Source organism: Pseudoalteromonas sp. TB25, from assembly GCF_000497995.1.
Taxonomy (GTDB): Bacteria; Pseudomonadota; Gammaproteobacteria; order Enterobacterales; family Alteromonadaceae; genus Pseudoalteromonas; species Pseudoalteromonas distincta.
Genome location: NZ_AUTI01000349.1, coordinates 1 through 22,264, shown reverse-complemented (window position 1 = coordinate 22,264; position 22,264 = coordinate 1). Strand labels below are relative to the sequence as shown.

The window sequence follows — 22,264 nt, the reverse complement described above, 5'->3', positions numbered from 1 at the left end:
GAAACAACTGTGGCAGCTTGGCTTTTATTGTATAAATCAACAACGAGCCTGTTTTTATAAGGGCCTGTAGGCGCTAAAGCAAATACAACTGGCTTTACTGGTGCGTTTAATTCAAACACTAACCGAACACTGTGCTTATTTTTAGGTTTTGAGTAGCGTAGCTTGCTCACTATTTGATGTTTTGGTGGTACACCTGGTAGTATTTTTAACTCGCTAGTGTTTTCTAAATCAATTACTAAGCGGCTTGGGTTTTTAAGCATGAAATAGCTAAAGTCAGGCTTATCATTTAAATCAAATACCACACGCGTACTATCAGGGGACGGCCATACGCGTACACTATTAATTGTATTTTTGGCCCACAGCGGCAAGCTTATGGTAATAACCATAAGGTAAATAAAGAGTTTAACTACACCTCGGCTCATTTGATAATTACTGCCTTAACTATATTATTATTTGTTATTTAGTTTTTCGACAATTGCTACACCACGCTCACTGGCGCTATTAATAACAATTTTACGTTTGTTACCCATATAGCTTAGAGTAATATCTAAATCAGGCACAGGAATAAATTCACCACCTTTTTCTGGCCACTCAACAACGCAAATTGCATCTGGTGAAAAATAATCGCGTATTCCCATGTATTCTAGTTCTTCAGGTTCACCTAAGCGGTATAAATCAAAATGATAAACATTTGCGCGCTCGAGTTCATAAGGTTCAACAAGTGTATACGTTGGGCTTTTAACTTTGCCTGTATGTCCAAAGCCTTGCACTACACCTCGAGTAAACGTTGTTTTACCAGCGCCTAAATCACCATGTAAATAAATAACCGCACCTTGCTCTATAATATCAGCAACGCAATTACCCATTGCGACCGTGGCTACTTCATCAGTCAAATGAAATTCAAAACTACGCGTCATTACTACCTCAAAAATTCATTCAAAAGCGCATATTTGCTAATCATACCAGAATATTAATTTAAGGCGATAAATTGAGGTTTTAGACATAAAAAAACCAGATAAGCTGATAATGAAAGTTGTGTATGGATGTCTATTTTCGATACTTTGAAGCTGTATCATTGTAATAAAATAATGTAAGTGAGTTCTCAGACTAAAAGATAGTAAAAGAAAAGTAACACCACGAATTAGATGACCCCATATTGGCATTAAATTAACTGAGATATGTAAGTTTATTATCTAACTTCTTCTGATTCAGCAGATGGTTCTGCTAGCAAAAAAGTAACTGGTAAATGAAACTCTCAACTACTCCCCAAGATAACTTTATATTTTTAGATAAAAGACTAATCCAGGTGACCCGCTCACCCTAGTTTACTGTTTACAGGTGCTTTAAATACAAAAAGCCCCAGCTAATGCCGGGGCTTTTTACAAAACTAACTTAATTAAAAAATTAAGCTTGTTTTGGACTAGAAATAACGTCCACTAAAGTCCAAGATTTATTCTTAGAAATTGGTGCGCATTCACGGATAGTAACTACGTCACCCGTTTTTGCTGTGTTATTTTCGTCATGTACGTGTAACTTAGTCGTACGTTTAATGAATTTCCCATAGATTGGGTGCTTCACGTAACGTGCGATAGCGATAGTGAAAGATTTTTCCATCTTGTCGCTGATTACACGGCCTTGAAGAGTACGAATTTTATCGCTCATTATTGACCTGCCTTCTGGTTAATAACTGTTTTTACACGCGCGATATCGCGGCGTACTGTTCTTAGCGTGTGTGTCTGAGCTAACTGACCAGTGCTAGCTTGCATGCGCATATTAAATTGCTCACGAAGTAGTCCTAGAAGTTCAGCATTAAGCTCTTCTACGCTTTTATCTTTTAGTTCGCTAGCTTTCATCACATTACCGTCCGAGTTACGAAAGTTGTTTTGAATGGCAATTTACGAGCAGCAAGGTCGAATGCTTCACGAGCAAGCTCTTCTGAAACACCTTCCATTTCGTAAAGTACTTTACCAGGCTGAATTTCAGCAACCCAATATTCAACAGAACCTTTACCTTTACCCATACGAACTTCAAGAGGTTTTTCTGTAATCGGTTTGTCAGGGAAGACACGAATCCAGATTTTACCTTGACGTTTCACGTGACGCGTCATAGCACGACGAGCTGCTTCGATTTGACGAGCAGTCATACGGCCACGGCCAGTTGCTTTCAATCCGAAAGTACCGAAGCTTACTTTGTTACCGTTTTGCGCTAAACCGCGGTTGCGGCCTTTGTGCATTTTACGGAATTTTGTACGTTTTGGCTGTAACATTACTCGCTACCTCTACTTAGCACTTTTCTTGGCTTTCTTTGGTGCGCGTTTAGCTGGCTTCTCTTGCTCTTGTACTAGTGGTAAACCACCAATAACTTCGCCTTTGAAGATCCAAACTTTAACACCAATGATACCATAAGTGGTTAAGGCTTCAGAAGTTGCGTAATCGATATCAGCACGAAGAGTATGTAGAGGTACACGACCTTCACGATACCATTCTGAACGTGCGATTTCAGCGCCGCCAAGACGACCGCTAACTTCAACTTTAATCCCTTTAGAACCGATGCGCATTGCATTTTGTACCGAACGCTTCATAGCGCGACGGAACATAACACGACGTTCTAGTTGAGAGGCAATGCCGTCTGCTACTAGTTGTGCATCTAGTTCTGGTTTACGTACTTCAGAGATATTAATCTGAGCAGGTACACCAGCGATTTTAGTTACCGCTTGACGTAATTTTTCTACGTCTTCGCCTTTTTTACCGATAACAACACCCGGACGAGCCGTGTGGATTGTTACTCGGATTGATTTTGCTGGACGCTCAATAACGATTTTAGACACAGAAGCCGTTTTCAATTCCTTTGTAAGGAATGTACGAACTTTGTGATCGCCAAAAAGCTGTGCAGAGAAATCTTTTGAACTCGCGTACCAGGTAGAAACCCAAGGTTTAGATATACCTAGGCGAATACCAGTAGGATGAACTTTTTGTCCCATTACTTATACTCCTAGCTATCTGAAACCATAACAGTGATATGGCTTGTACGCTTAAGGATGCGGTCTGCGCGTCCTTTAGCACGAGGCATAATACGTTTCATTGTAGGACCATCGTCCACAAAGATCGTTGTTATACGAAGCTCATCAATGTCAGCACCTTCGTTATGCTCTGCGTTAGCAATAGCAGACTCAAGTACTTTCTTAACTAATACAGCGGCTTTCTTAGGGCTGTACGCCAGGATTTCTAGTGCGCGATCTACAGGTAACCCACGGATCTGATCTGCAACTAGACGTGCTTTTTGCGCCGAACCAGAGGCGAATTTATGTTTAGCTAATGCTTGCATTTATCTTCCCCTCTTATCGTTTCTTCGCTTTCTTATCCGCAGCATGGCCACGGTAAGTGCGAGTTGGTGCAAATTCACCTAGTTTGTGACCGATCATTTCGTCAGAAACGAAAACTGGTACGTGCTGGCGACCATTATGGACAGCAATGGTCAATCCGATCATGTTAGGTATGATCATTGAACGACGGCTCCAAGTTTTAATTGGCTTTTTCTCACCGCTTTCCAAAGCTTTCTCTACCTTCTTCAGCAAGTGTAGGTCTATAAAAGGACCCTTCTTGAGAGAGCGTGGCATGGCTATTCCTCAATATTACTTAGTACGACGACGTACTATAAATTTATCCGTACGCTTGTTCTTACGCGTCTTCGCACCTTTAGTCGGTTTACCCCATGGAGACACAGGATGACGACCACCAGATGTACGACCTTCACCACCACCGTGTGGGTGATCTACCGGGTTCATGGCAACACCACGAACTGTCGGACGAATACCACGCCAGCGATTTGCACCTGCTTTACCAAGTGAACGAAGCATATGCTCAGCATTGCCTACTTCACCTAGAGTCGCACGACAATCAGATTCAACTTTACGAACTTCGCCTGAACGAAGACGTAATGTTACATACTGACCATCACGAGCAAGGATTTGAACGTATGCACCAGCAGAACGTGCGATTTGAGCACCTTTACCTGGTTTTAATTCTACGTTGTGAACAGTCGAACCTACAGGCATATTACGCATTGGTAATGCATTACCAGGCTTGATTGGTGCATCAACACCAGACTGGATTGCATCGCCAGCTTTTAAGCCTTTAGGTGCGATAATGTAACGACGCTCACCGTCTGCATATAATACAAGAGCGATGTTTGCGCTACGATTTGGATCGTATTCTAAACGTTCAACAGTAGCTGGAATGCCATCTTTAGTACGTTTAAAATCGATTAAACGGTAGTGTTGTTTATGACCACCACCGATATGACGAACCGTAATACGACCATTGTTATTACGACCACCTGATTTAGAGTTTTTCTCTAAAAGTGGTGCGTATGGCTTACCCTTATGTAGATCAGAGTTAACCACTTTAACTAGGTGACGACGGCCCGCAGAAGTAGGCTTACACTTTTGAAGTGCCATAATTCTATCCCCTTATTACTCGGCGCCGCCGACAAAGTCTAGCTCGCTGCCTTCTTTAAGAGTAACGTAAGCTTTCTTCCAGTCGCTACGACGACCGAAACGTGCGCCAGTACGTTTTGTTTTACCCTTAACGTTAAGTGTGCGAACACCAGTTACTTCTACTTCAAAAAGCTTCTCAACTGCTACTTTAATTTCAGCTTTAGTTGCGTCATTTACTACTTTAAAAACAATAGTATTGTTTTCTTCAGCAGCAATTGTGCTTTTTTCAGAGATATGTGGAGCAAGGATCACTTTTAAAAGACGTTCTTCGCGAATCATGCTAGCGCCTCCTCAAGTTGCTTAACAGCAGCGGCTGTAATAAGTACCTTATCGAAAGCAATTAAGCTTACAGGATCGATACCAGCTACATCACGTGTGTCAACCTTATAAAGGTTACGTGCCGATAAGAAAAGATTTTCATCTACTTCTTCAGTCACGATAAGAACATCTTTAAGCTCAAGTTCTTTAAGCTTAGCAACTAGTTCTTTAGTTTTTGGTGCTGCTAGAGCAAAACTTTCAACAACGATTAAACGCTCTTGACGAACTAATTCAGATAAGATGCTTTTAATCGCACCACGGTACATTTTACGGTTTACTTTTTGGCTGTGGTCTTGTGGTTTAGCTGCAAAGCTAACGCCACCTGAACGCCAAATTGGGCTACGGATTGTACCGGCACGTGCACGGCCAGTACCTTTTTGAGCCCATGGTTTTTTACCACCACCGCTTACTTCAGAACGTGTCTTCTGAGCACGAGTACCTTGACGAGCACCTGCTGCGTATGCAACAACTACTTGATGTACTAATGCTTCGTTAAACTCACGTCCAAAAGTAGCTTCAGAAACTTCAAGACCGCCAGAAGCGTCTTTAATTGCTAATTCCATCACTAAATCTCCAGGACTTATGCTTTAACAGCTGGTTTAACGATAACGTCACCGCCAATAGCTCCAGGTACTGCACCCTTAACTAAAAGCAAATTACGCTCAGCGTCAACGCGAACTAGTTCTAAGTTTTGAGTCGTTACACGCTCAGCACCCATATGACCGGCCATTTTCTTACCTTTAAACACCTTACCAGGTGATTGGTTTTGACCGATTGAACCAGGAGCACGGTGAGATAGAGAGTTACCATGTGTAGCGTCTTGCATGCTGAAATTCCAGCGCTTAACACCACCTTGGAAACCTTTACCTTTAGAAGTACCGGTTACGTCAACCTTGTTGATTTCGTTGAATAATTCAACAGTAAGCTCAGCGCCTACTTCAAAATCGCCTTCACCACCGTTAAGGCGGAATTCCCACAGACCGCGACCCGCTTCAACACCAGCTTTAGCGAAATGACCCGCTTTAGCTTTGTTTACACGACTTGCTTTTTTAGTGCCTGCGGTTACTTGAAGCGCGTTATAACCGTCTGTTGCGTCAGATTTGATCTGAGCAATGCGGTTAGGTGTCGCTTCAATAACTGTCACAGGGATAGATACACCATCTTCAGTGAAGATTCGTGTCATACCCACTTTACGACCGACTAGACCTAATGCCATTTTCCTAAAACCTCTCTAATCTTTCGATTAACCCAGGCTGATTTGAACATCAACACCAGCAGCAAGATCTAAACGCATAAGCGCGTCTACAGTCTTGTCAGTTGGTTCTACGATGTCTATCAGACGTTTATGGGTGCGGATCTCGTACTGATCACGCGCATCTTTATTAACGTGCGGTGAAGTTAGTACAGTAAAACGTTCAAAGCGTGTAGGTAGTGGGATTGGACCACGTACTTGTGCGCCAGTGCGTTTCGCAGTTTCCACGATTTCTGCCGTTGATTGGTCAATCAAACGGTGGTCAAAAGCTTTTAGGCGAATACGAATGCGTTGATTTGACATTCTTAACCTCAATATAAAGAGCATATAAAAGAGCATAAAAAAACGACCGAAACAATCTTAAAACTTAAGATGTCGGCTGTTTGATTATATCTACGTTGAGTTCCAAATCGGAACTCCTGTTTATTAGCTTGAAATCCAAGCTTAATTTATCCTTTCAAGTTCCCAGAGGAATTTTGAAAGCCTGCGTATTATAGAGGTATTGGTGATAAATGCAACAACTATTTAGAAACAATACAATGCCTATAAATTTGATTAAATAAGCACCCATACATGCTTACTAGCTATACTTGAACTAATACCTCTACTGTTAGTCAATAAACAAGTTAACACCTTAATTACGCAAACTAAGGGATTTTTAGATATTATGGTATCCTACTGCGCTAATTTTGCCCTTAATACTCTCAATATGGTGAGTCGATGCGTATTTTTAATTATTGTTTAAATGTTATGTCTGCTGGATTTAGCCGCTTATTTGTAAAAAGCAAAGTGCTGCCAGAAAATCCGATTAAACAGTATGATCTAAACCCTGAGTACCCTACATTTTATATAGTGCGTTTAAATTCACGATTTGATTTAGCGGCTCTCGCACATGCGTGTAAAAAAAATGGTCTACCTAGCCCAACTGAAGAGCAAGTATTAGGTAACCAAGATTTAGACCGTTTTATTGGTATTAAAAATCCACCACCACTTTTTGGTGATGAAGCTAAGCCAACCAATGCTTTAGCCCAAGGCAAGCAAATTATTGAGTACTTAATAAAAAGCGGTCAGCAAAACGTACAAGTGGTGCCTGTTACTATTTTATGGGGGCGCGATCCAGGTAAAGAAAAGCCAGGACTACGTACTTTAATTACACACTCTCTTACTCCAAGCTGGTTTAGAAAGTTTTTTGTGGTGTTATTTTCAGGGCGCGATAACTTTATTCGCTTTAGCCAACCACTCGACTTATCACTTTTAGTCAATGAAAAAGCCGATGTAAGCGAGTTACCACATAAATTATTACGCGTAGCGCGTGTTCACTTTAAGCGCCAAAAGCTAGCTGCTACAGGCCCTAAAATGCCATCTCGTGAGCAATTGTTTAATTCATTATTAGCGTCACCTACTATAAAAAAAGCAATTCAAGATGAAGCTAACGCTAAAAACATTAGCCAAACAGAAGCTCGTCAAAATGCACTTAAGCTACTTGATGAAATAGCCGCTAATTACTCTGAAGCAATAATACGTGTGGCCGAAAGGTTTTTAACTTGGTTATGGAATAAGCTTTATAATGGTATTGATATTAAACACGCCGAACAAATTCATGAACTAACAGATAAAGGTCATGAAATAATCTATATGCCTTGTCATCGCAGTCATATGGATTACTTACTGCTTACTTACTCTATTTATCATTTAGGCTTAGTTCCACCACATATAGCTGCAGGTATAAATCTTAACTTTTTCCCTGCCGGTGGCATATTTAGACGCTCTGGGGCATTCTTTATTCGTCGCTCGTTTGCAGGCAATAAACTTTATTCTGCCATATTCAAAGAGTATTTAAGCCAACTGTTTATTAAAGGTTACTCTGTTAAGTTTTACACGGAAGGCGGTCGAAGCCGAACTGGGCGCTTACTTCCGCCTAAAACGGGTATGCTATCTATGACATTACAAGCAATGCTACGCGGAATAGACAGACCAATATCTATCGTTCCTGTGTACATTGGCTACGAGCACGTCATGGAAATTAACACCTACCTTAAAGAGCTGGATGGAAAAGATAAAAAAGGCGAATCTATATTTGGTATTTTTAAGGCAATCAAAAACCTCAAAAACTACGGTCGTGGTAATTTAAACTTTGGTGATCCAATCTCGATTAACCAATACTTAAACGATAACCAACCTGATTGGCGTGATTCAATACACCCTACCGATGTGCAAAAGCCGCAATGGTTAGCGCCACAAGTAACTAAACTTGCCGACCAAGTAATGGTTAAAATTAATAATGCAGCGGCGCTTAATGCGGTTAACTTACTAGCGATGATATTGCTGGTTAACGATAAACAAGCATTGAGTAAACCAAAGCTATTAGCACAACTTGATTTTTATCTGCGTTTACAGCGCGATGCCAGCTATAGCGATAAAGTAACCGCGCCAGACGAAACACCAGAGCAATTACTAAAGCATGCATTAAAGCTGAATAAGTTTGAAGTTATCAGTGATGAGTTTGGCGAAATTATTACTATTAGCGATAAAGAAAAAGTATTGTTTAATTACTACCGCAACAATATTTTGCACTTGTTTGCAGTACCAAGCTTAATTGCACTACATCTATTTAAACAACACAGCACAACTATTGAGCAATGCCAGCAACTTGTAAAAACGTTTTATCCATTATTTGCTAAAGAATGGTATTTACAGCCTCTTGATGAAAACTATATAACGCGTATTTTAGCTAATTTTGCCGATCAAAATTTAATTGAGTTTGATGGCAATAACATTCATATAACAAACGGTAATGACTGCTTAGCTAAGCTAGAGATGCTTGGACGAGCACTTAGTTTTACTCTACAACGTTACGCTATTGTGATTGGTTTTATTCAAACAAGTGATGGCATTGAAAAAGCCGAGCTTGAAAGAGAGAGCCAAGTGCTTGCACAGCGTTTAGGTACACTGCATGGCATAAAAACACCTGAGTTTTTTGACAAAAAAGTACTTGTTAGTTTTATCGAAAACTTACGTGGTGAGTCATTAATAACAGAGGGTGATAAGGGCTTAGTAGGTAGCACACAACTATGTGAAACCTACGCACACCTTAAAACATTACTGCCAGCACGCGTCTGGCAGTCAATCAGCGATATAGTTCAAGATCAGTGTAACTAGCAATGCATTTACAGAAGGGGTTAGCGTTGACGCATAACCCCTTCTTGCATTGTTGAGGCAACCAAGTTGCCTTGGCGATCAAAAAACTGCCCCCGTACCAAACCACACCCATTACTCGCACTTGGACTATCAATTGAATACAAAATCCAATCATCCATTCTAAATGGACGATGAAACCACATTGCATGATCAATAGTAGCTACTTGCATATTTGGCTGCATAAACGATACACCATGAGGTTGCAATGCAGTTGGTAAAAACTCAAAATCAGACGCATACGCTAATAAGTAATTATGGATACGCTGATCGTCCGGCATTTCACCATTAGCTTTAAACCAAATATGCTTTACCGGCTCCATAACTTCTGGTTTAAACGGGTTATGAAAAGTAACCGGTCGCATTTCAATTGGCATTTCACGGGTAAACTTATTACGGATAACCTCTGGGATATGCGAAGCGTTATCTTGGTAAAACTCAAGCGATGAACGTAATTCTTCAGGTGCGGGAACATCAGGCATTGTCGCTTGATGCGATAACCCACTCTCTTCACCTTGGAATGACGCGGTCATATAAAAAATAGGTTTACCGTACTGAATTGCTTTGACTCGGCGCGTACTAAAGCTCTTTCCATCACGAATAGTTTCAACGTCATAAACAATGGGTTTAGCCGGATCGCCTGGGCGTAAAAAGTAAGAATGTAATGAATGAACTATTCGCCCTTCAGGTAGAGTTTCTTTGGCAGCAGAAAGCGCCTGCCCCATTACTTGACCACCAAATACAGCACCAAAGCCTAAATCTTGGCTTTGTCCTCGATATAAACCTTGCTCAATTTCTTCAAGTGTTAACAACGACAATAAATCATCTAATACTTGGCTCATTATTTCTTCCTCATTACCCTAGTGTCCAAATGATACTATACAATAGTGGGAAGTAAATATTTGTTAGGAATACTGTTATGGCTTACTGGCTATTTAAAACTGAACCCGATGCGTTTTCATTAGATGACTTAAAAAACGCACCAAAACAAACGACTCTTTGGGAAGGTGTGCGTAATTACCAAGCACGAAATTTTATGCGTGACGACGTCAAAGTCGGTGATTCAGTCATGATTTATCATTCAAGCTGCAAACACGTGGGCGTAGCCGGCATTGCCGAGGTTACCAAAGAAGCCTACCCAGACCCCACTCAATTTGATTTAAGCAGCGACTATTACGATGCAAAAGCCACCAGCGACAAACCACGTTGGGTTGTTGTTGAGGTTACTTATCAAAGCCATTTAAAAAAATTAATTAGCCTTAAAGATATTAAAGCCAATGACAATATTACTGAAATCGCACTTAAAAAGGGCGGACGACTATCAATAATGCCTGTTACTAAAAATGACTGGGATGAAATAATCAAAATGGCGCAGTAATACCCTATCGGTTTGACCTAATTTCATTGAGTTTGATATGATCTATATTGACTTATAGCTGGAGGATTAATGAAATTACTGTATTGGTTAGATGAATGGTTAACTCTCCCGCGCAATGAGCAACAAACTCGATTACCCATGACGGGTAATGATTTACTCGGCGATGTATTTGTTAAGTATGATTTTGTTGACGTTAATAAACCCCTGCTTTTTACCTTCTCCCCTGCTGGCACTAACGTGCAAGAGCAAGATCTTCACCCTGATTTTGCACCATGGGGTTATCACTTAGCTCAAAAACAAAACGTAAACGTAATCGCTTTTCAGCATTTAGGTAAAAGTAATTGGTTTCGTAATCGTAATTTAATCTTTTTTCTCGAGCAATTATCAACATTACTTACGCCGTTTAATTGTCGACTTGGCTATGGTTTAAGTCGTGGCGGATTTGCTGTTGGCGCTTTTGCTAAACTATTAAAGCTAAATCAGGTGTTGTTCTTCCATCCAGTAAGTACTAAAAATAAAGAATTAGTACCGTGGGATGACCGCTCTAGTACCGATATAGCTCAGCAGTTTGATTGGCAGCAAGATTATCACGATCTAGATTTAGGAGATGCCCAAGGCTATGTTATTTACGATCCTACTAATCGTATAGACCGAATGCACGCTAAGCGCTATAAGCAGTTAACTCACTTACGAGTATTTGGTATGGGACATGGCACACATGCCACATATTTGAATAAGTTTGGATTTTATAAGCAAGTAGCCGTCGATTTTATCCAGCATCAGCAAATTGATATTGCGCAGTTTCGTCTGCAAACTAAAACCTTACGTTTTAAAGAGGATTATTACAAAAGCCTTAATAAAGCGAATGTAAACTCAGCTCACCGTCAAACACTATTAAGCAAAGCTCATAATATTTTGATTGATGAAAAAGAAGTTCACGTACAGGAACATCAGGCAAAAATTGATATTCAGCCATTAATAGATGTTGCCCTCAAGCATCAAGATGAGCATCCTAATGATGCCATTCAGTTATTAGAAGTTGCTCAACAACTTGTACCTGACGATCCTTTAATTGAGCATAAAATTAAGCAACTAGAAGAGTAGTTACGCCAGTAAAAGCGGCTGTAAAGGCCAACTACTCTATTTGGCCTTTTTCTTTTTGTGCCCATACTTGGGCACAATGGCAAAGTACATCATTAACCCTAACCAAGAAAATATAATTATTCCCATTAGCCAGCCATTCTTTTCATGACCCTGTGTACGCTTACTGTTGAGTACAATAACGACAGGTAATATATAAGCACTTAAAACAACAATTAAAAATACAACTTCATTCATTATTTTTCTAGGCTCGACCAGTCTACTTCACTACTTAATACTCGATCTACCGATATATAGTGCAAAATATCGCCTTCACTTACTTTGTAATCTAATGGTGGATTTAAATCCATATTTTGCGCACTTAAATTATGAGCAACACCCAACAGTATTGCATCATGCTCAAGCTTAAAATGATGAAACAAAGTACCAAACTCCATATCTTTGCAGCCGCTTGGTATTTTCAAACTAAATTGTGTATCACCATGCAAAGTAGATAGCAGCTCCTCTTGCACACGGCTCGAACCTGGATCTTGCATTGAGCGTACGAGTATCTCAGCTGATTTTGCACTACTACACTCTACATTTTGGCAATGCTCTAACATCATCTCAACTTTGGTTTCATCCAAAAAGTGAGCACTTATATGACAATCATCTTTTACTAAGCGACTTATGCGCAGGGCTGTTGTAAATGTCTGATCGTCATCTTGACCATCAATAATCACTTTATCAGCACTACGAATAGCTACCCGCTCTAGTTCAGCTAAATTAGTAAAACTCGTTAAACGTGCAAAATCAACGCTTTCGTTAGCTAAAAAAGGATGATCCATTTGCTCTGTTACCGCGAGTAAAATACGACGGTCAGTACGTTTCGTATCTGCCAAAATGTAATCAATCATCTTTTTTGTACGAGTGTCGTGCCAACCAAAAATAATAATATGGTGGTTACTGTGGGCAAAGTTTTTATCACCAGTCATAGCGCGCCTAATTAAGTAAGTAACAGTTTGTCCTGCTTTTCCTAGCAAAACACCAAATAAAGCTAAACCAAATGGAATTTGTATTAATGCAACCACCCAACGACCAAGATCAGTAGTTGGACTAAAGTCACCATATCCCACTGTTGATGTTGTTACTGTGTAATAGTAAAAAAAGGTAGTAAGCGAGGTTAACGCTTTCTCATTCGCTATAAATAGTAAGCTCCATGTTAATAGCATATGAGTCAAAATAGCTAATGCCACTGCTTGCCAACTCAACTGATCTATATGAGCGCGAACAAGTAACGCTAGCCTTTTAAATATCACCGGCATAATACAAAGTCTTCGTTAGTAAATTATCTATAAACAGTACGTTACTGTAAGCGATGCTTTTAAGCAATGTTTAAGCTTTTAACCGCAAATATTAGACTAAATGCTGTTTGCCAATGGTGATTTTTCATGATTAATTAGCGTTAAAATAATAACCAAAACAGTTGTGCTTATGCTTAATAAAATAGCCCGCCCTTTTACTAAAATTGTAGAGCGTTATCTTCCCGACCCCTTTATATTTGTAATTTTACTTACAATAATTACCCTTGTCAGTGCGAGCTTATTTACAACCGCAACTAACATTGAAGTATTACAAGCGTGGGGAGGTGGGTTTTGGAACTTATTAAGTTTTGCGATGCAAATGCTACTAGTGTTAATTACAGGCTATATGTTGGCAAGTACGCCACCTATAAGTAAGTTATTAGAAAAGCTAGCAACATTTGCAAGCACCGCACCTAAAGCAATTATATTAGTCACGCTTATTTCGCTTTTAGCGAGCTGGATAAATTGGGGATTTGGCTTAGTTATTGGTGCCCTTTTTGCCAAAGCAATTGCTAAACATACTCGTGTTGATTATCGATTATTAGTAGCCAGCGCTTACTCAGGTTTTGTTGTATGGCATGGCGGATTAGCGGGTTCGATTCCTTTAACTATCGCAACCGATGGTCACTTTTCAGAGGCCAGCATTGGTATTATGAGTACAGAGCACACTTTATTTGCGGGCTTTAATATAGCCATATTAGTTGGTTTATTCATTATTATGCCGCTCGTTAATCGCTATATGCTGCCAAGCGAGCAAGAAAGCGTATATATCGACCCAGCTCTTTTACAAGAGACAACACCTAAGCCCACAACAATAACCAGACCTGCCCAACATTTGGAACAAAGTAAACTACTCGGTATGACAATTGGCTTATTAGGTTTGGCATATTTAGGCTATTACTTCTTTATTACTGGCGGAAACTTAAACCTTAATAGCGTTATTGCCGTATTTTTGTTTTTAGCTATTACGCTGCATCAAACACCCCATAATTTACTTAACAGTCTGCAACAAGCAATTCCAAGCGGGGCTGGCATTGTTATTCAATTTCCTTTTTATGCTGGCATTATGGCGGTAATGGTTGATAGCGGATTAGCACAACAGATATCACGTGGCTTTATTGCCGTTGCAGATGCTGATAGCTTGCCATTTTTTAGTTTTATAAGTGCAGGACTCGTTAATATGTTTGTACCCTCTGGCGGCGGCCAATGGGCAGTACAAGCGCCTATTGTTATACCCGCAGCACAAGAGCTAGGTGCCGATATATCTCGCGTTGCAATGGCTGTTGCATGGGGTGATGCGTGGACTAACCTAATTCAACCTTTTTGGGCATTACCCGTCCTTGCTATCGCAGGCTTAAAAGCAAAAGATATTATGGGGTTTTGTGTTGTGCAGCTATTTGTAACTGGGGTTTTTATATCGCTGGTATTGAGCTTTTATTAACTGCAAGCATTGTGCAAAGGCGTGCAATATACGCACGCCTTCATTGCTTTAAGCACTCTCACCTTGCTGACCTAAGTCCACTAATTCACCTGCATTTAAATGATAGACTTTGCCAGCCATATTAATAGTTTCTCGGCGATGAGCAATCATAATCCGTGTGATTGGTAAGTGCTGAATTTGCTCACTTATTTTCGCCTCGTTATCCTTATCTAAATGGCTGGTTGCTTCATCCATAAACAACACGCAGGGCGATTGATACAATGCGCGAGCAAGGAGTAAACGCTGTACTTGACCGCCAGATAAGTTTGATCCCATATCACCTACTAATGAGTTATAACCCATAGTCATTTTGGTAATATCATCATGAATAGCCGCATGACGAGCACACGTCTCTATTTTCAAGTAATTGGGCTGTGGGTCAAAAAAGCTGATGTTATCGGCGATTGAGCCAGCTAACAATGTGTCATCCTGCATCACTGCAGCTATTTGTTTACGGTAGTTTTTAAGGCCAAACTGGGTGATATCTTTACCATCCAGCAGCACTTTACCCGAGGTCGGCTGTAATAACCCCAGCATAATTTTCATTAGCGTAGTTTTACCCGCGCCAGATGGCCCTGTAATCGCAATCGAGTCACCGGTATTCAGCGTTAAATTAACATTATTTAAAATAGGCGCTTGCTCTTCACTGTAACTAAAGCAAATATTCTCGAGCGTAAGCTGGCCTTTAACTTTACCTTCGTCATCACCGGTATAGGCCATTTCACCGTCACGATTAGCTTCTTGTTTCGTGAGTGCTATATCTGCAATACGGTCTAAGTGTAAGCGCATCATTTTGAATTGAATAATTTGCTCAATTAAGTTGGCAAAGCGGCTGGTTAACTGGTTTTTATAAGCAATAAACGCCAGTACCATACCAACAGACAAACTATTGCTCATAACTAGCAATGCAGCAAAGTAAATCACCAATACATTTTCAAGGCCAAATAACAGTTTATTAAATGAATCAAAGCTAATGTTTAAACGCCCTAAACGAATTTCACTGTTTATTACCTCTGCATAACGGTTTTGCCAAATACCTTGGCGCTGCGATTCATTACCAAACAATTTTATAGTTTGCATACCCCGAATATTTTCTAAAAAGTTCGATTGCTCTTTGGCAGATGATTGAATCATTTCTTCGGTGGCTTGATGTAGTGGACGATACAGCGCTAAACGTACTAAGGTGTAAAGCACAATTGCACCTACAACTATTGCAGTGAGCTTTAGCGAATAAATTAGCATCATAATCAATACGGTAATAGCCATCACGCCATCGACCAGTGTTTCTACAAACCCCGTGGTAATACGCTCACGTATTTGCGCTAATGAGCCAAAGCGCGACACAATATCGCCGACATGGCGCGACTCAAAATAATTCATCGGTAGCCGCAATAAGTGCCGGAGTAAGTTCACACCCATTTGCATATTCAAAAGGCTGGAAAGACGTAAAATTAGCCAACTTCGTACCGCATTAGTCACCACCGAAATAATAGCAATCAGCGCAAAACCCATAGCAAGCACCGTTAATAACGATTCATCAAAACTAATGAGTACTTCATCCACCACCCACTGCATATAATAAGGGGTCATCAAGGCAAACAACTGTAATACAAGTGATAATGCTATCAGTTTTAGTAATCCCGCCTTTAAGCCCTTCATGGTGCTCCAAAGTTGGGTAAACTTCATCTGCGCTTTTTCTTGTTTAGCTTCAAACTTACTCGTTGGTGTGAGCTCTAAACAAATACCGGTAAAGTGTTTACTAAACTCATTACTATTTAAACTGCGTTTACCAACAGCTGGGTCGTTAATTGCAAATTTAGCTGAAGATCCTTTACCAGAGACTTTGGTCAATACCACAAAGTGATTCATATCCCAGTGCAATATACACGGCGTTTGCAGTTTATGAACTTCATCAAGCGGGCATTGTAGCGCACGGCTAGCTAGCCCTAAATTATCACCTAGCTCAATCAACTGCTGTAAGTTCATACCCTTTAGATTAGCCGAAAAGCGTTTTCGCATGGCAGGCATATCCAGCTTATGGCCGTGATAACATACCATCATAGCCATAGAGGCTAGGCCGCATTCAGCTATTTCGGATTGGAGTAATAGAGGAGTGCTTTTGCTTATAGAGAAATTTAGATTATTCATACTCTAACTTACAAACATACTTGAATGTGAGGTGAAGCATCAATATTGAAAATCCAGCAATAATAAATAAGGAAAAACTTAATGCTGATATGATTACCATGTAGAAACTTGCAATACCTATATATATAAAAATCTGAAATATTTGAAATAATATTAAATTAAGCCTAATAATTGAATAAAATAAGCTAAAGGAACCCAGAACAAAAAATAAGCCAGAAAAAATAAACTCTCCATCATTAACAAGAAACGCACCTAATATTAGAAAGACTAATGAGATTGAAAAACTATAAGGTTTTCTAATAATTGCATTCATCTTAGTACCTTACATTGAAATAAATTAAAGGCTACAAAGTAGCCTTAAGAAATGTTTACTTTTGCATTTGATAAACATCATATGCGATCATTGCCACACCAACCGCAATACCAACACCTGTTCCGATAGCAATTCCACTCAACAACGCACGACCAAGTATTCTAGCACCAGCTGCAACAGTGCGACTAGAAACACCACCATCAACTTGAGTCAATTCACTCGCAGTTAACTCTCTCATAAATCCCCCTACTTCAATGACTGATATGCTGAGAAGGTAGCAATAGATGCAGCAATTGTACCAATGCTAATCCCTGTGACTTTAACAGCGAATGTTAATAATGGGGGAACTAAAAATACAACTCCACCATTCACTTCTTGAATTTCATTTACGTTTAATTCACGCATAATGTTATACTCCATGTATCCGACGCTTTTTAGTTAAGTCGTCGGGTTGTTAATATGCTCCCCTTCAATAAAGGTGAGCGGTTAATAGGCTAGCTTTAGCTGCTCGCTAAAGTTAACTAAAGCTGGCCGACTTTTTCGGTTGTTCGCATTTAGCAAACCACCAAAACTTTCAAATTTTTCTTTATTTTATAAAACGCTACACTTAACTTACGCGCCCTTTTAGGCTGTACAGTGGCTCGAGTAACCACTCGATTAATGTGCGCTGCTCCAACATAATATCCGCTTCAAACAACATGCCGCTTTTTAGCTCGAACGCTTTACCATAGGCCTGCATTTGTTGTTGGCTAAGTATTGCCCGCAAGCGGTATACAGGCTCTTGCAGAGCAATGGGCAAGCGTATTTCATTTGGGGTAATGAGTGCCTTATCAATACGGCTAATTTTGCTGTTAATGAAACCAAAGCGTTGATAGGGGAAAGCATCAAAACGCAGGCGCGTATCGTTACCTAGCTGTATAAAGCCCGCTGAACGTGTTGGTAGCAACAACTCTGCTACTAGCTCTGATCCTTCGGGAATAATATGCAACAGTGGTTTGGCTTGGGTAAGTGTTTCGCCCTTAACCACTTGAATGCCAGTAACAACACCGCTGTTACTGGCTGTTATGGTATATTGATAGTTACTTTTAATTTGTGTGAGCTGGTTTTTAATATCCGCTTGTTGGCGTTTAAGGCTATTTATACGCAACATATATTGTTGTGGTACGTTGGCAATATTAAAACTAAGTTGGCTTAATTGATTTTCTTGCTGCATCAGCAAGCGCGCTAGGTTTTGTTTTTCTTGCTTAGCATCTAACAGGGCTTGCTGCTGTTGCTCTCGCTCGATGTTTGATAAAAAGCCATTTTTATTAAGTTGATTTAGGTTGCTTTGTTGTCGGTTAAGTAGCCCTAATTTTTCATCAGCTAGAGCTAGTTGACTTTGTAATGCAACTTGCTCATTAGTAAGTGCATGTTTTTGCGCTTGCAAGTTAAGTGATTCTTGCTTTTGTAGGGTAAGGTTTTGTGCTATCTCGTCATTAAGCAACTGTATTTGCATACTTAGCTGCTCAACAAGCTGGGTACTAAAGGCTATGCCTTGGCTGTTATTTTGCTGCACAATAATGGTCGCCAACGGCTGACCTTTAGTAACGGCATCACCCTCTCGTACAAATAGCTGCTCAATCATACCACCTTGACTAGCAAAGCTTTGGATTATCCCTTTATTGGGTATTAAAAACCCCCGTACTGTTTCCTTGCGGGAATATTCTGCTGTAAATAAGAAGCTTATCACTACAATCGCAATACATACCAAAACAAATACGGTAAGTTTTATTGATAATGGTTGTGCTAGCGTAATCACGCCAGTTAAACGCTCACTTTGCTGAGCGACAGCTTCCTTTCTAAATAACATCCAGTTGACTCGCTAAGATTGTTCTAATTTATATTACACTAGAATTCAATTAACAATAAATCAACATAGAAAGTTAAAAAATAAAACATTAATGCAAAAAACTAACTTATTTTGTTGGAAAAATAAAAATACTAGCTCGATAAAATAGTCATCGGCAGGCTCAATATTGGATTTTCTGAATCGGCAAAGTGCATCATTACAGCTACATGCCCAGCTACTACAACTGCATACATAACCGCTGAAAAGCCTTGGCCATATTTATCTAGCGGCATTAAGTGTGAGTAGTGACGGCCTCGCCATTCAAATACAATTTCCAGCGCACCAACAAACAAAAAGAATACCAGTAACATTAAGCCAAAGGTGTAGCTCAGCCATAAGCCAAATAGTACGTCTAATAAGCATACGCTTAAACCAATCCATGAACGCATTGAAAAGCTAATACTTTTTAATACATGCCCGCCATCAAGCGGCAAAATTGGTAACAAGTTAAATAAATTTAATAACGCACTAAGAACCGCCACACCTGCAAATATTTCCATCTCGGTGGCGTAATATAAAACGACACCCAACACCGAGGTAATTAAACCAAATGCAGGCCCCATCAGTGATATAACGACATCTTGCCAACGGGTTGTTATTTTATCGTCACTTACAGCTAGCCCACCAACAAACGGGATTAAGTAAATACCTTTGGTTTTTATGCCAAAGTATTTCATTGCTCGCACATGGCCGTATTCGTGTACGACTAAGCAACCAGTTAGCATTAGTGCAAATTCAATACTAAATAACCACGCATAGCCTGCAACAGAAGCCCCGGCAAGCACTACTTTAATTACCTTAGCACTTTTAAAAAGCTTAAAACCTAATGCAGCTAGCCCTAAAAAGCCTTTTTTAGGTGACCCATTTGTAGGTGCTGGTAACGCAAGTTGTGTTGCAAATTGATCATCTACAAAGAGCGAAATGCTTTGCTCTTCCACTGCCGCTGTATCAATACCTATTACTTTGTTGTCGTAAGTAAATTGAAAATAGTTTTCACGAGGGTTATCAAATGTAATGGCTTGTTGCGCGTGAAATACCTGCACAATTTTTTGCCCAGACACCATAAGCGAAAATGGTTGCTCGGCTAAAGTAAGATCTATTCTTATCATAATTAAGACCGTTTAAAATAATGGCGCTAGTATACCTAATCAGCTTAAAAACACGAGTGAAGGTGCTAGGTAACTATTTTCAAAATAAAAGTATTTGATACTGACAAAATAAAAAAACACTACTACTTTTATAGTAACTCCAAGCGATACATTGAAAGGGATAACAGTGAAGAAGATAGTGCCTAATATTTTAGTTGTTGACGATTCAAAAGCAATTTTGATCGTTATGGAAGCTATACTTAACGAATTGGGTATGTCTAACACTATAACTACGTGCCTGAATGCAAAAGAAGCTCTTGAAAAAGTTAAAGAGGAGATCAACTACTTTGATGCTATTTTTACTGATCTCAATATGCCCGAAATGGACGGCATGGAACTAATCCGCCACTTAGGAGAGTTACATTATCAAGGCGGTATTATAATTGTTTCTGAAATGGACCATAAAGTTATTAGCTTAGCTGCCAATCTCGCGAAACAACATAACGCTCACCTCATTGGTAATATTTCAAAGCCAGTGCAACTGTCTCAGGTTAGTAGGTTACTTATTAAAGTGGCGCAATTAAACAGCCACACTTTATTAAAAGAGTCAGCCATTTCAAAAGATGAGCTTATTGATGCATTAAAAAACGATGAAATAACGCCTTTTTACCAACCAAAAATAAACGCTGATAACAATAAAATTGAAAGCGTTGAAGTCTTAGCACGTATTTTATCAAGTAAAGACGGCAATATTATTTTACCTAACCGTTTTATAAACACTGCCGAACAACACAACTTAATTAATCAAATTACATTTTCTCTTTTTGAAAAGGCCACCAGCGAATTCAAAAATATGAAAGCGCAACTAGGTCATGATTTTAAAATGGCATTTAACTTATCGCCAACTCAGCTCGACGACTTAAACTGCCCTAATAAATTACTGCTCATTTTAGAACTAAACCAACTCACACCTAGTAATATAATTATAGAAATAACAGAACAACATGCACTCTCAAGCCTCATGCAATTAGAAACACTAAACAGATTAAGAATGCATGGCTTTGGTATATCGCTAGACGATTTTGGTGTTGGTTTTACTAATATGAATCAGCTTCGAAATCTTCCTTTTACTGAAATTAAAATAGACCGTTCACTTATTAGCCATATAGAAACAGATTTATTTTCTCAAGTGGTCGTAAGTTCGTTATTTAATATTACGAGTAAAGATAATTTAGACTTAGTAGCAGAAGGTGTTGAACGACCAGAAGAGCTCGTTTATTTAAGGCATTATAGAAGAAAACTAGCCATACAAGGTTTTTTATTTAGCCGCCCTAAACCACAAGACGAATTTATATCTTGGGCTAAAGATTGGCTGAAGACTGATGGCAGCCCCGCTTAAAGCGGTATTAATATTTAATCGGGGCTGGTTAACTAATTATCACCCCGAGTGTGTTTATCTTCTTCACTGACTATATGCGCACTGCTTGCTAAACGTTTGTGCCAACGCTGCCTTGCTACTGCGCGCATATTAGTAGATTGGTCACGCTCATCTACAATCTCTAGCCCCATTAAAGCTTCAATCATATCCTCTAGCGTTACAATACCTTGCACGTCACCGTACTCATCTACAACTAGGCATATATGCGTGCGCTTTGTTAAAAGAGTTTGCAGTAACGACGATACATTTTGAGAACTCGGCACCGTATAAATAGGCTTAATCAATTTGCTGATTTTGTAATCGGTACCTAAACGGTGAAATGCCAGCATAATATCGTTTTTATGCACAAACCCAACAATATCGTCGCTGTCTTTATCAAATACCAATATACGAGAAAATGACGACGAGCCGTGATCGTTTAAATACTGATTTACTGTTAAGTCTTTGTGGATTTTAAAAATTACAGTTCGAGGCGTCATTAAGTCGCATAATTTTGCATGTCTAAAATGCAATAAATTACGAATTATTTCGGACTCATCCTGATGTAATGCACCCGACTCCGTACCTATATCAGCCATTGCCTCTATCTCTTGACGAATATAGTAAGCCTCATCGTGCTTTGGACCCATTAAATTTGTTAGCTTTTGTGCAAACCATACAAAAGGCTTTAGTGATATAACTAAAAACCGCAAAGCGTAAGTAACACTTGGCGTTAGAGCTCGCCAGTAATTAGCCCCCAAGGTTTTAGGAATAATTTCAGAAAGAATTAATACGAGAAATGTCATAATGGCTGATGCAATACCTACAGCCGCATCGGAAAAAACGAC

Annotated in this window: 27 protein-coding genes; 5 read left to right on the top strand and 22 right to left on the bottom strand. The window is 39.6% G+C overall.

Going from position 1 to position 22,264, the window contains the following annotated elements:
• The 13 genes from L652_RS0114630 to rpsJ all read right to left on the bottom strand — a co-directional run.
• Positions 1-422 (bottom strand): AMIN domain-containing protein (locus L652_RS0114630; protein ID WP_024603523.1); only part of this gene is annotated, 422 nt, incomplete at its 3' end.
• Positions 423-449: 27 nt separating this feature from the next.
• Positions 450-917, bottom strand: a complete 468-nt coding sequence (gene tsaE / locus L652_RS0114625; RefSeq protein WP_024597272.1) for a tRNA (adenosine(37)-N6)-threonylcarbamoyltransferase complex ATPase subunit type 1 TsaE — start codon at positions 915-917, stop codon at positions 450-452.
• 487 nt (positions 918-1,404) lie between these two features.
• The gene (gene rpsQ, locus L652_RS0114620; RefSeq protein WP_024597273.1) at positions 1,405-1,662 is read right to left on the bottom strand and encodes a 30S ribosomal protein S17; all 258 of its coding nucleotides are present in this window, start codon (positions 1,660-1,662) and stop codon (positions 1,405-1,407) included.
• Complete coding sequence (gene rpmC / locus L652_RS0114615; RefSeq protein WP_002957889.1) at positions 1,662-1,853, bottom strand: 50S ribosomal protein L29; 192 nt, start codon at positions 1,851-1,853, stop codon at positions 1,662-1,664. Before rpmC ends, rpsQ begins: the two co-directional genes overlap by 1 nt.
• Complete coding sequence (gene rplP / locus L652_RS0114610; RefSeq protein ID WP_002957890.1) at positions 1,853-2,266, bottom strand: 50S ribosomal protein L16; 414 nt, start codon at positions 2,264-2,266, stop codon at positions 1,853-1,855. Before rplP ends, rpmC begins: the two co-directional genes overlap by 1 nt.
• Positions 2,267-2,278: 12 nt before the next feature.
• Positions 2,279-2,980, bottom strand: a complete 702-nt coding sequence (rpsC, locus tag L652_RS0114605; protein ID WP_002957891.1) for a 30S ribosomal protein S3 — start codon at positions 2,978-2,980, stop codon at positions 2,279-2,281.
• An 11-nt stretch (positions 2,981-2,991) separates the two neighbouring features.
• Entirely contained in the window at positions 2,992-3,324 is a 333-nt protein-coding gene (gene rplV, locus L652_RS0114600) for a 50S ribosomal protein L22 (RefSeq protein ID WP_002957892.1), read from the bottom strand.
• A gap of 13 nt (positions 3,325-3,337) precedes the next feature.
• A complete protein-coding gene (gene rpsS, locus L652_RS0114595) occupies positions 3,338-3,616 on the bottom strand; it encodes a 30S ribosomal protein S19 (RefSeq protein WP_004588689.1) in 279 nt (92 codons plus the stop codon).
• 15 nt (positions 3,617-3,631) lie between these two features.
• The gene (gene rplB / locus L652_RS0114590; RefSeq protein WP_002957895.1) at positions 3,632-4,456 is read right to left on the bottom strand and encodes a 50S ribosomal protein L2; all 825 of its coding nucleotides are present in this window, start codon (positions 4,454-4,456) and stop codon (positions 3,632-3,634) included.
• A gap of 15 nt (positions 4,457-4,471) precedes the next feature.
• On the bottom strand, positions 4,472-4,774 hold the full coding sequence (gene rplW, locus L652_RS0114585; protein WP_002957896.1) for a 50S ribosomal protein L23: 303 nt from the start codon (positions 4,772-4,774) through the stop codon (positions 4,472-4,474).
• Positions 4,771-5,376, bottom strand: a complete 606-nt coding sequence (gene rplD / locus L652_RS0114580) for a 50S ribosomal protein L4 (protein WP_002957897.1) — start codon at positions 5,374-5,376, stop codon at positions 4,771-4,773. Before rplD ends, rplW begins: the two co-directional genes overlap by 4 nt.
• Positions 5,377-5,393: 17 nt before the next feature.
• The gene (rplC, locus tag L652_RS0114575) at positions 5,394-6,029 is read right to left on the bottom strand and encodes a 50S ribosomal protein L3 (RefSeq protein WP_002957898.1); all 636 of its coding nucleotides are present in this window, start codon (positions 6,027-6,029) and stop codon (positions 5,394-5,396) included.
• A 27-nt stretch (positions 6,030-6,056) separates the two neighbouring features.
• The gene (gene rpsJ / locus L652_RS0114570) at positions 6,057-6,368 is read right to left on the bottom strand and encodes a 30S ribosomal protein S10 (protein ID WP_002957900.1); all 312 of its coding nucleotides are present in this window, start codon (positions 6,366-6,368) and stop codon (positions 6,057-6,059) included.
• Between the two features lie 417 nt (positions 6,369-6,785).
• On the opposite strand from rpsJ, the gene plsB reads away from it, so the two are divergent.
• The gene (plsB, locus tag L652_RS0114565) at positions 6,786-9,224 is read left to right on the top strand and encodes a glycerol-3-phosphate 1-O-acyltransferase PlsB (protein WP_024597274.1); all 2,439 of its coding nucleotides are present in this window, start codon (positions 6,786-6,788) and stop codon (positions 9,222-9,224) included.
• Positions 9,225-9,244: 20 nt separating this feature from the next.
• On the opposite strand, the gene tesB is transcribed toward plsB, so the two are convergent.
• A complete protein-coding gene (gene tesB, locus L652_RS0114560; protein WP_024597275.1) occupies positions 9,245-10,102 on the bottom strand; it encodes an acyl-CoA thioesterase II in 858 nt (285 codons plus the stop codon).
• Positions 10,103-10,179: 77 nt separating this feature from the next.
• Here tesB and L652_RS0114555 point away from each other — a divergent pair, with 77 nt between their 5' ends.
• Together L652_RS0114555 and L652_RS0114550 are read left to right on the top strand one after the other, a co-directional pair.
• On the top strand, positions 10,180-10,638 hold the full coding sequence (locus L652_RS0114555) for an EVE domain-containing protein (RefSeq protein WP_024597276.1): 459 nt from the start codon (positions 10,180-10,182) through the stop codon (positions 10,636-10,638).
• A 69-nt stretch (positions 10,639-10,707) separates the two neighbouring features.
• Positions 10,708-11,742 (top strand): hypothetical protein, encoded by a 1,035-nt coding sequence (locus L652_RS0114550; protein WP_024597277.1) that lies wholly within the window; start codon positions 10,708-10,710, stop codon positions 11,740-11,742.
• 36 nt (positions 11,743-11,778) lie between these two features.
• Here L652_RS0114550 and L652_RS0114545 read toward each other — a convergent pair whose 3' ends face one another.
• Both L652_RS0114545 and L652_RS0114540 read right to left on the bottom strand, forming a co-directional pair.
• Positions 11,779-11,976 (bottom strand): PLDc N-terminal domain-containing protein, encoded by a 198-nt coding sequence (locus tag L652_RS0114545; protein WP_002957905.1) that lies wholly within the window; start codon positions 11,974-11,976, stop codon positions 11,779-11,781.
• Positions 11,976-13,043 (bottom strand): potassium channel family protein, encoded by a 1,068-nt coding sequence (locus L652_RS0114540; protein WP_024597278.1) that lies wholly within the window; start codon positions 13,041-13,043, stop codon positions 11,976-11,978. Before L652_RS0114540 ends, L652_RS0114545 begins: the two co-directional genes overlap by 1 nt.
• Before the next feature lie 169 nt (positions 13,044-13,212).
• On the opposite strand from L652_RS0114540, the gene L652_RS0114535 reads away from it, so the two are divergent.
• Complete coding sequence (locus L652_RS0114535; protein WP_024603522.1) at positions 13,213-14,523, top strand: TIGR00366 family protein; 1,311 nt, start codon at positions 13,213-13,215, stop codon at positions 14,521-14,523.
• Positions 14,524-14,571: 48 nt separating this feature from the next.
• On the opposite strand, the gene L652_RS0114530 is transcribed toward L652_RS0114535, so the two are convergent.
• From L652_RS0114530 to L652_RS0114505, 5 genes are all read right to left on the bottom strand, one after another.
• Positions 14,572-16,710 (bottom strand): peptidase domain-containing ABC transporter, encoded by a 2,139-nt coding sequence (locus tag L652_RS0114530; RefSeq protein WP_076914934.1) that lies wholly within the window; start codon positions 16,708-16,710, stop codon positions 14,572-14,574.
• 368 nt (positions 16,711-17,078) lie between these two features.
• A complete protein-coding gene (locus L652_RS0114520) occupies positions 17,079-17,261 on the bottom strand; it encodes a hypothetical protein (RefSeq protein WP_024594667.1) in 183 nt (60 codons plus the stop codon).
• 8 nt (positions 17,262-17,269) lie between these two features.
• A complete protein-coding gene (locus L652_RS1000000124975; protein ID WP_138740524.1) occupies positions 17,270-17,428 on the bottom strand; it encodes a class IIb bacteriocin, lactobin A/cerein 7B family in 159 nt (52 codons plus the stop codon).
• A gap of 202 nt (positions 17,429-17,630) precedes the next feature.
• Positions 17,631-18,872: an HlyD family efflux transporter periplasmic adaptor subunit gene (locus L652_RS0114510; protein ID WP_024603520.1), complete on the bottom strand. Its 1,242-nt coding sequence runs from the start codon at positions 18,870-18,872 to the stop codon at positions 17,631-17,633.
• Positions 18,873-19,003: 131 nt separating this feature from the next.
• Complete coding sequence (locus L652_RS0114505; RefSeq protein ID WP_024595028.1) at positions 19,004-20,020, bottom strand: site-2 protease family protein; 1,017 nt, start codon at positions 20,018-20,020, stop codon at positions 19,004-19,006.
• A 166-nt stretch (positions 20,021-20,186) separates the two neighbouring features.
• Between L652_RS0114505 and L652_RS0114500 the strand changes: the two genes are divergently transcribed.
• Positions 20,187-21,398 carry an EAL domain-containing response regulator gene (locus tag L652_RS0114500; protein WP_024595029.1) on the top strand — a complete coding sequence of 404 codons (1,212 nt, stop codon included), beginning with the start codon at positions 20,187-20,189 and terminating at the stop codon, positions 21,396-21,398.
• Positions 21,399-21,430: 32 nt separating this feature from the next.
• Here the strand turns inward: L652_RS0114500 and L652_RS0114495 are convergent.
• Positions 21,431-22,264: CNNM domain-containing protein (locus L652_RS0114495; RefSeq protein ID WP_024595030.1), on the bottom strand; the 834-nt coding region annotated here is incomplete at its 5' end.

Coding starts and splice junctions, on each gene's coding strand:
- tsaE (WP_024597272.1), bottom strand. CDS start 917: ATGACGCGTAGTTTTGAATTTCATTTGACTGATGAAGTAGCCACGGTC.
- rpsQ (WP_024597273.1), bottom strand. CDS start 1,662: ATGAGCGATAAAATTCGTACTCTTCAAGGCCGTGTAATCAGCGACAAG.
- rpmC (WP_002957889.1), bottom strand. CDS start 1,853: ATGAAAGCTAGCGAACTAAAAGATAAAAGCGTAGAAGAGCTTAATGCT.
- rplP (WP_002957890.1), bottom strand. CDS start 2,266: ATGTTACAGCCAAAACGTACAAAATTCCGTAAAATGCACAAAGGCCGC.
- rpsC (WP_002957891.1), bottom strand. CDS start 2,980: ATGGGACAAAAAGTTCATCCTACTGGTATTCGCCTAGGTATATCTAAA.
- rplV (WP_002957892.1), bottom strand. CDS start 3,324: ATGCAAGCATTAGCTAAACATAAATTCGCCTCTGGTTCGGCGCAAAAA.
- rpsS (WP_004588689.1), bottom strand. CDS start 3,616: ATGCCACGCTCTCTCAAGAAGGGTCCTTTTATAGACCTACACTTGCTG.
- rplB (WP_002957895.1), bottom strand. CDS start 4,456: ATGGCACTTCAAAAGTGTAAGCCTACTTCTGCGGGCCGTCGTCACCTA.
- rplW (WP_002957896.1), bottom strand. CDS start 4,774: ATGATTCGCGAAGAACGTCTTTTAAAAGTGATCCTTGCTCCACATATC.
- rplD (WP_002957897.1), bottom strand. CDS start 5,376: ATGGAATTAGCAATTAAAGACGCTTCTGGCGGTCTTGAAGTTTCTGAA.
- rplC (WP_002957898.1), bottom strand. CDS start 6,029: ATGGCATTAGGTCTAGTCGGTCGTAAAGTGGGTATGACACGAATCTTC.
- rpsJ (WP_002957900.1), bottom strand. CDS start 6,368: ATGTCAAATCAACGCATTCGTATTCGCCTAAAAGCTTTTGACCACCGT.
- plsB (WP_024597274.1), top strand. CDS start 6,786: ATGCGTATTTTTAATTATTGTTTAAATGTTATGTCTGCTGGATTTAGC.
- tesB (WP_024597275.1), bottom strand. CDS start 10,102: ATGAGCCAAGTATTAGATGATTTATTGTCGTTGTTAACACTTGAAGAA.
- L652_RS0114555 (WP_024597276.1), top strand. CDS start 10,180: ATGGCTTACTGGCTATTTAAAACTGAACCCGATGCGTTTTCATTAGAT.
- L652_RS0114550 (WP_024597277.1), top strand. CDS start 10,708: ATGAAATTACTGTATTGGTTAGATGAATGGTTAACTCTCCCGCGCAAT.
- L652_RS0114545 (WP_002957905.1), bottom strand. CDS start 11,976: ATGAATGAAGTTGTATTTTTAATTGTTGTTTTAAGTGCTTATATATTA.
- L652_RS0114540 (WP_024597278.1), bottom strand. CDS start 13,043: ATGCCGGTGATATTTAAAAGGCTAGCGTTACTTGTTCGCGCTCATATA.
- L652_RS0114535 (WP_024603522.1), top strand. CDS start 13,213: ATGCTTAATAAAATAGCCCGCCCTTTTACTAAAATTGTAGAGCGTTAT.
- L652_RS0114530 (WP_076914934.1), bottom strand. CDS start 16,710: ATGAATAATCTAAATTTCTCTATAAGCAAAAGCACTCCTCTATTACTC.
- L652_RS0114520 (WP_024594667.1), bottom strand. CDS start 17,261: ATGAGAGAGTTAACTGCGAGTGAATTGACTCAAGTTGATGGTGGTGTT.
- L652_RS1000000124975 (WP_138740524.1), bottom strand. CDS start 17,428: ATGCGTGAATTAAACGTAAATGAAATTCAAGAAGTGAATGGTGGAGTT.
- L652_RS0114510 (WP_024603520.1), bottom strand. CDS start 18,872: ATGTTATTTAGAAAGGAAGCTGTCGCTCAGCAAAGTGAGCGTTTAACT.
- L652_RS0114505 (WP_024595028.1), bottom strand. CDS start 20,020: ATGATAAGAATAGATCTTACTTTAGCCGAGCAACCATTTTCGCTTATG.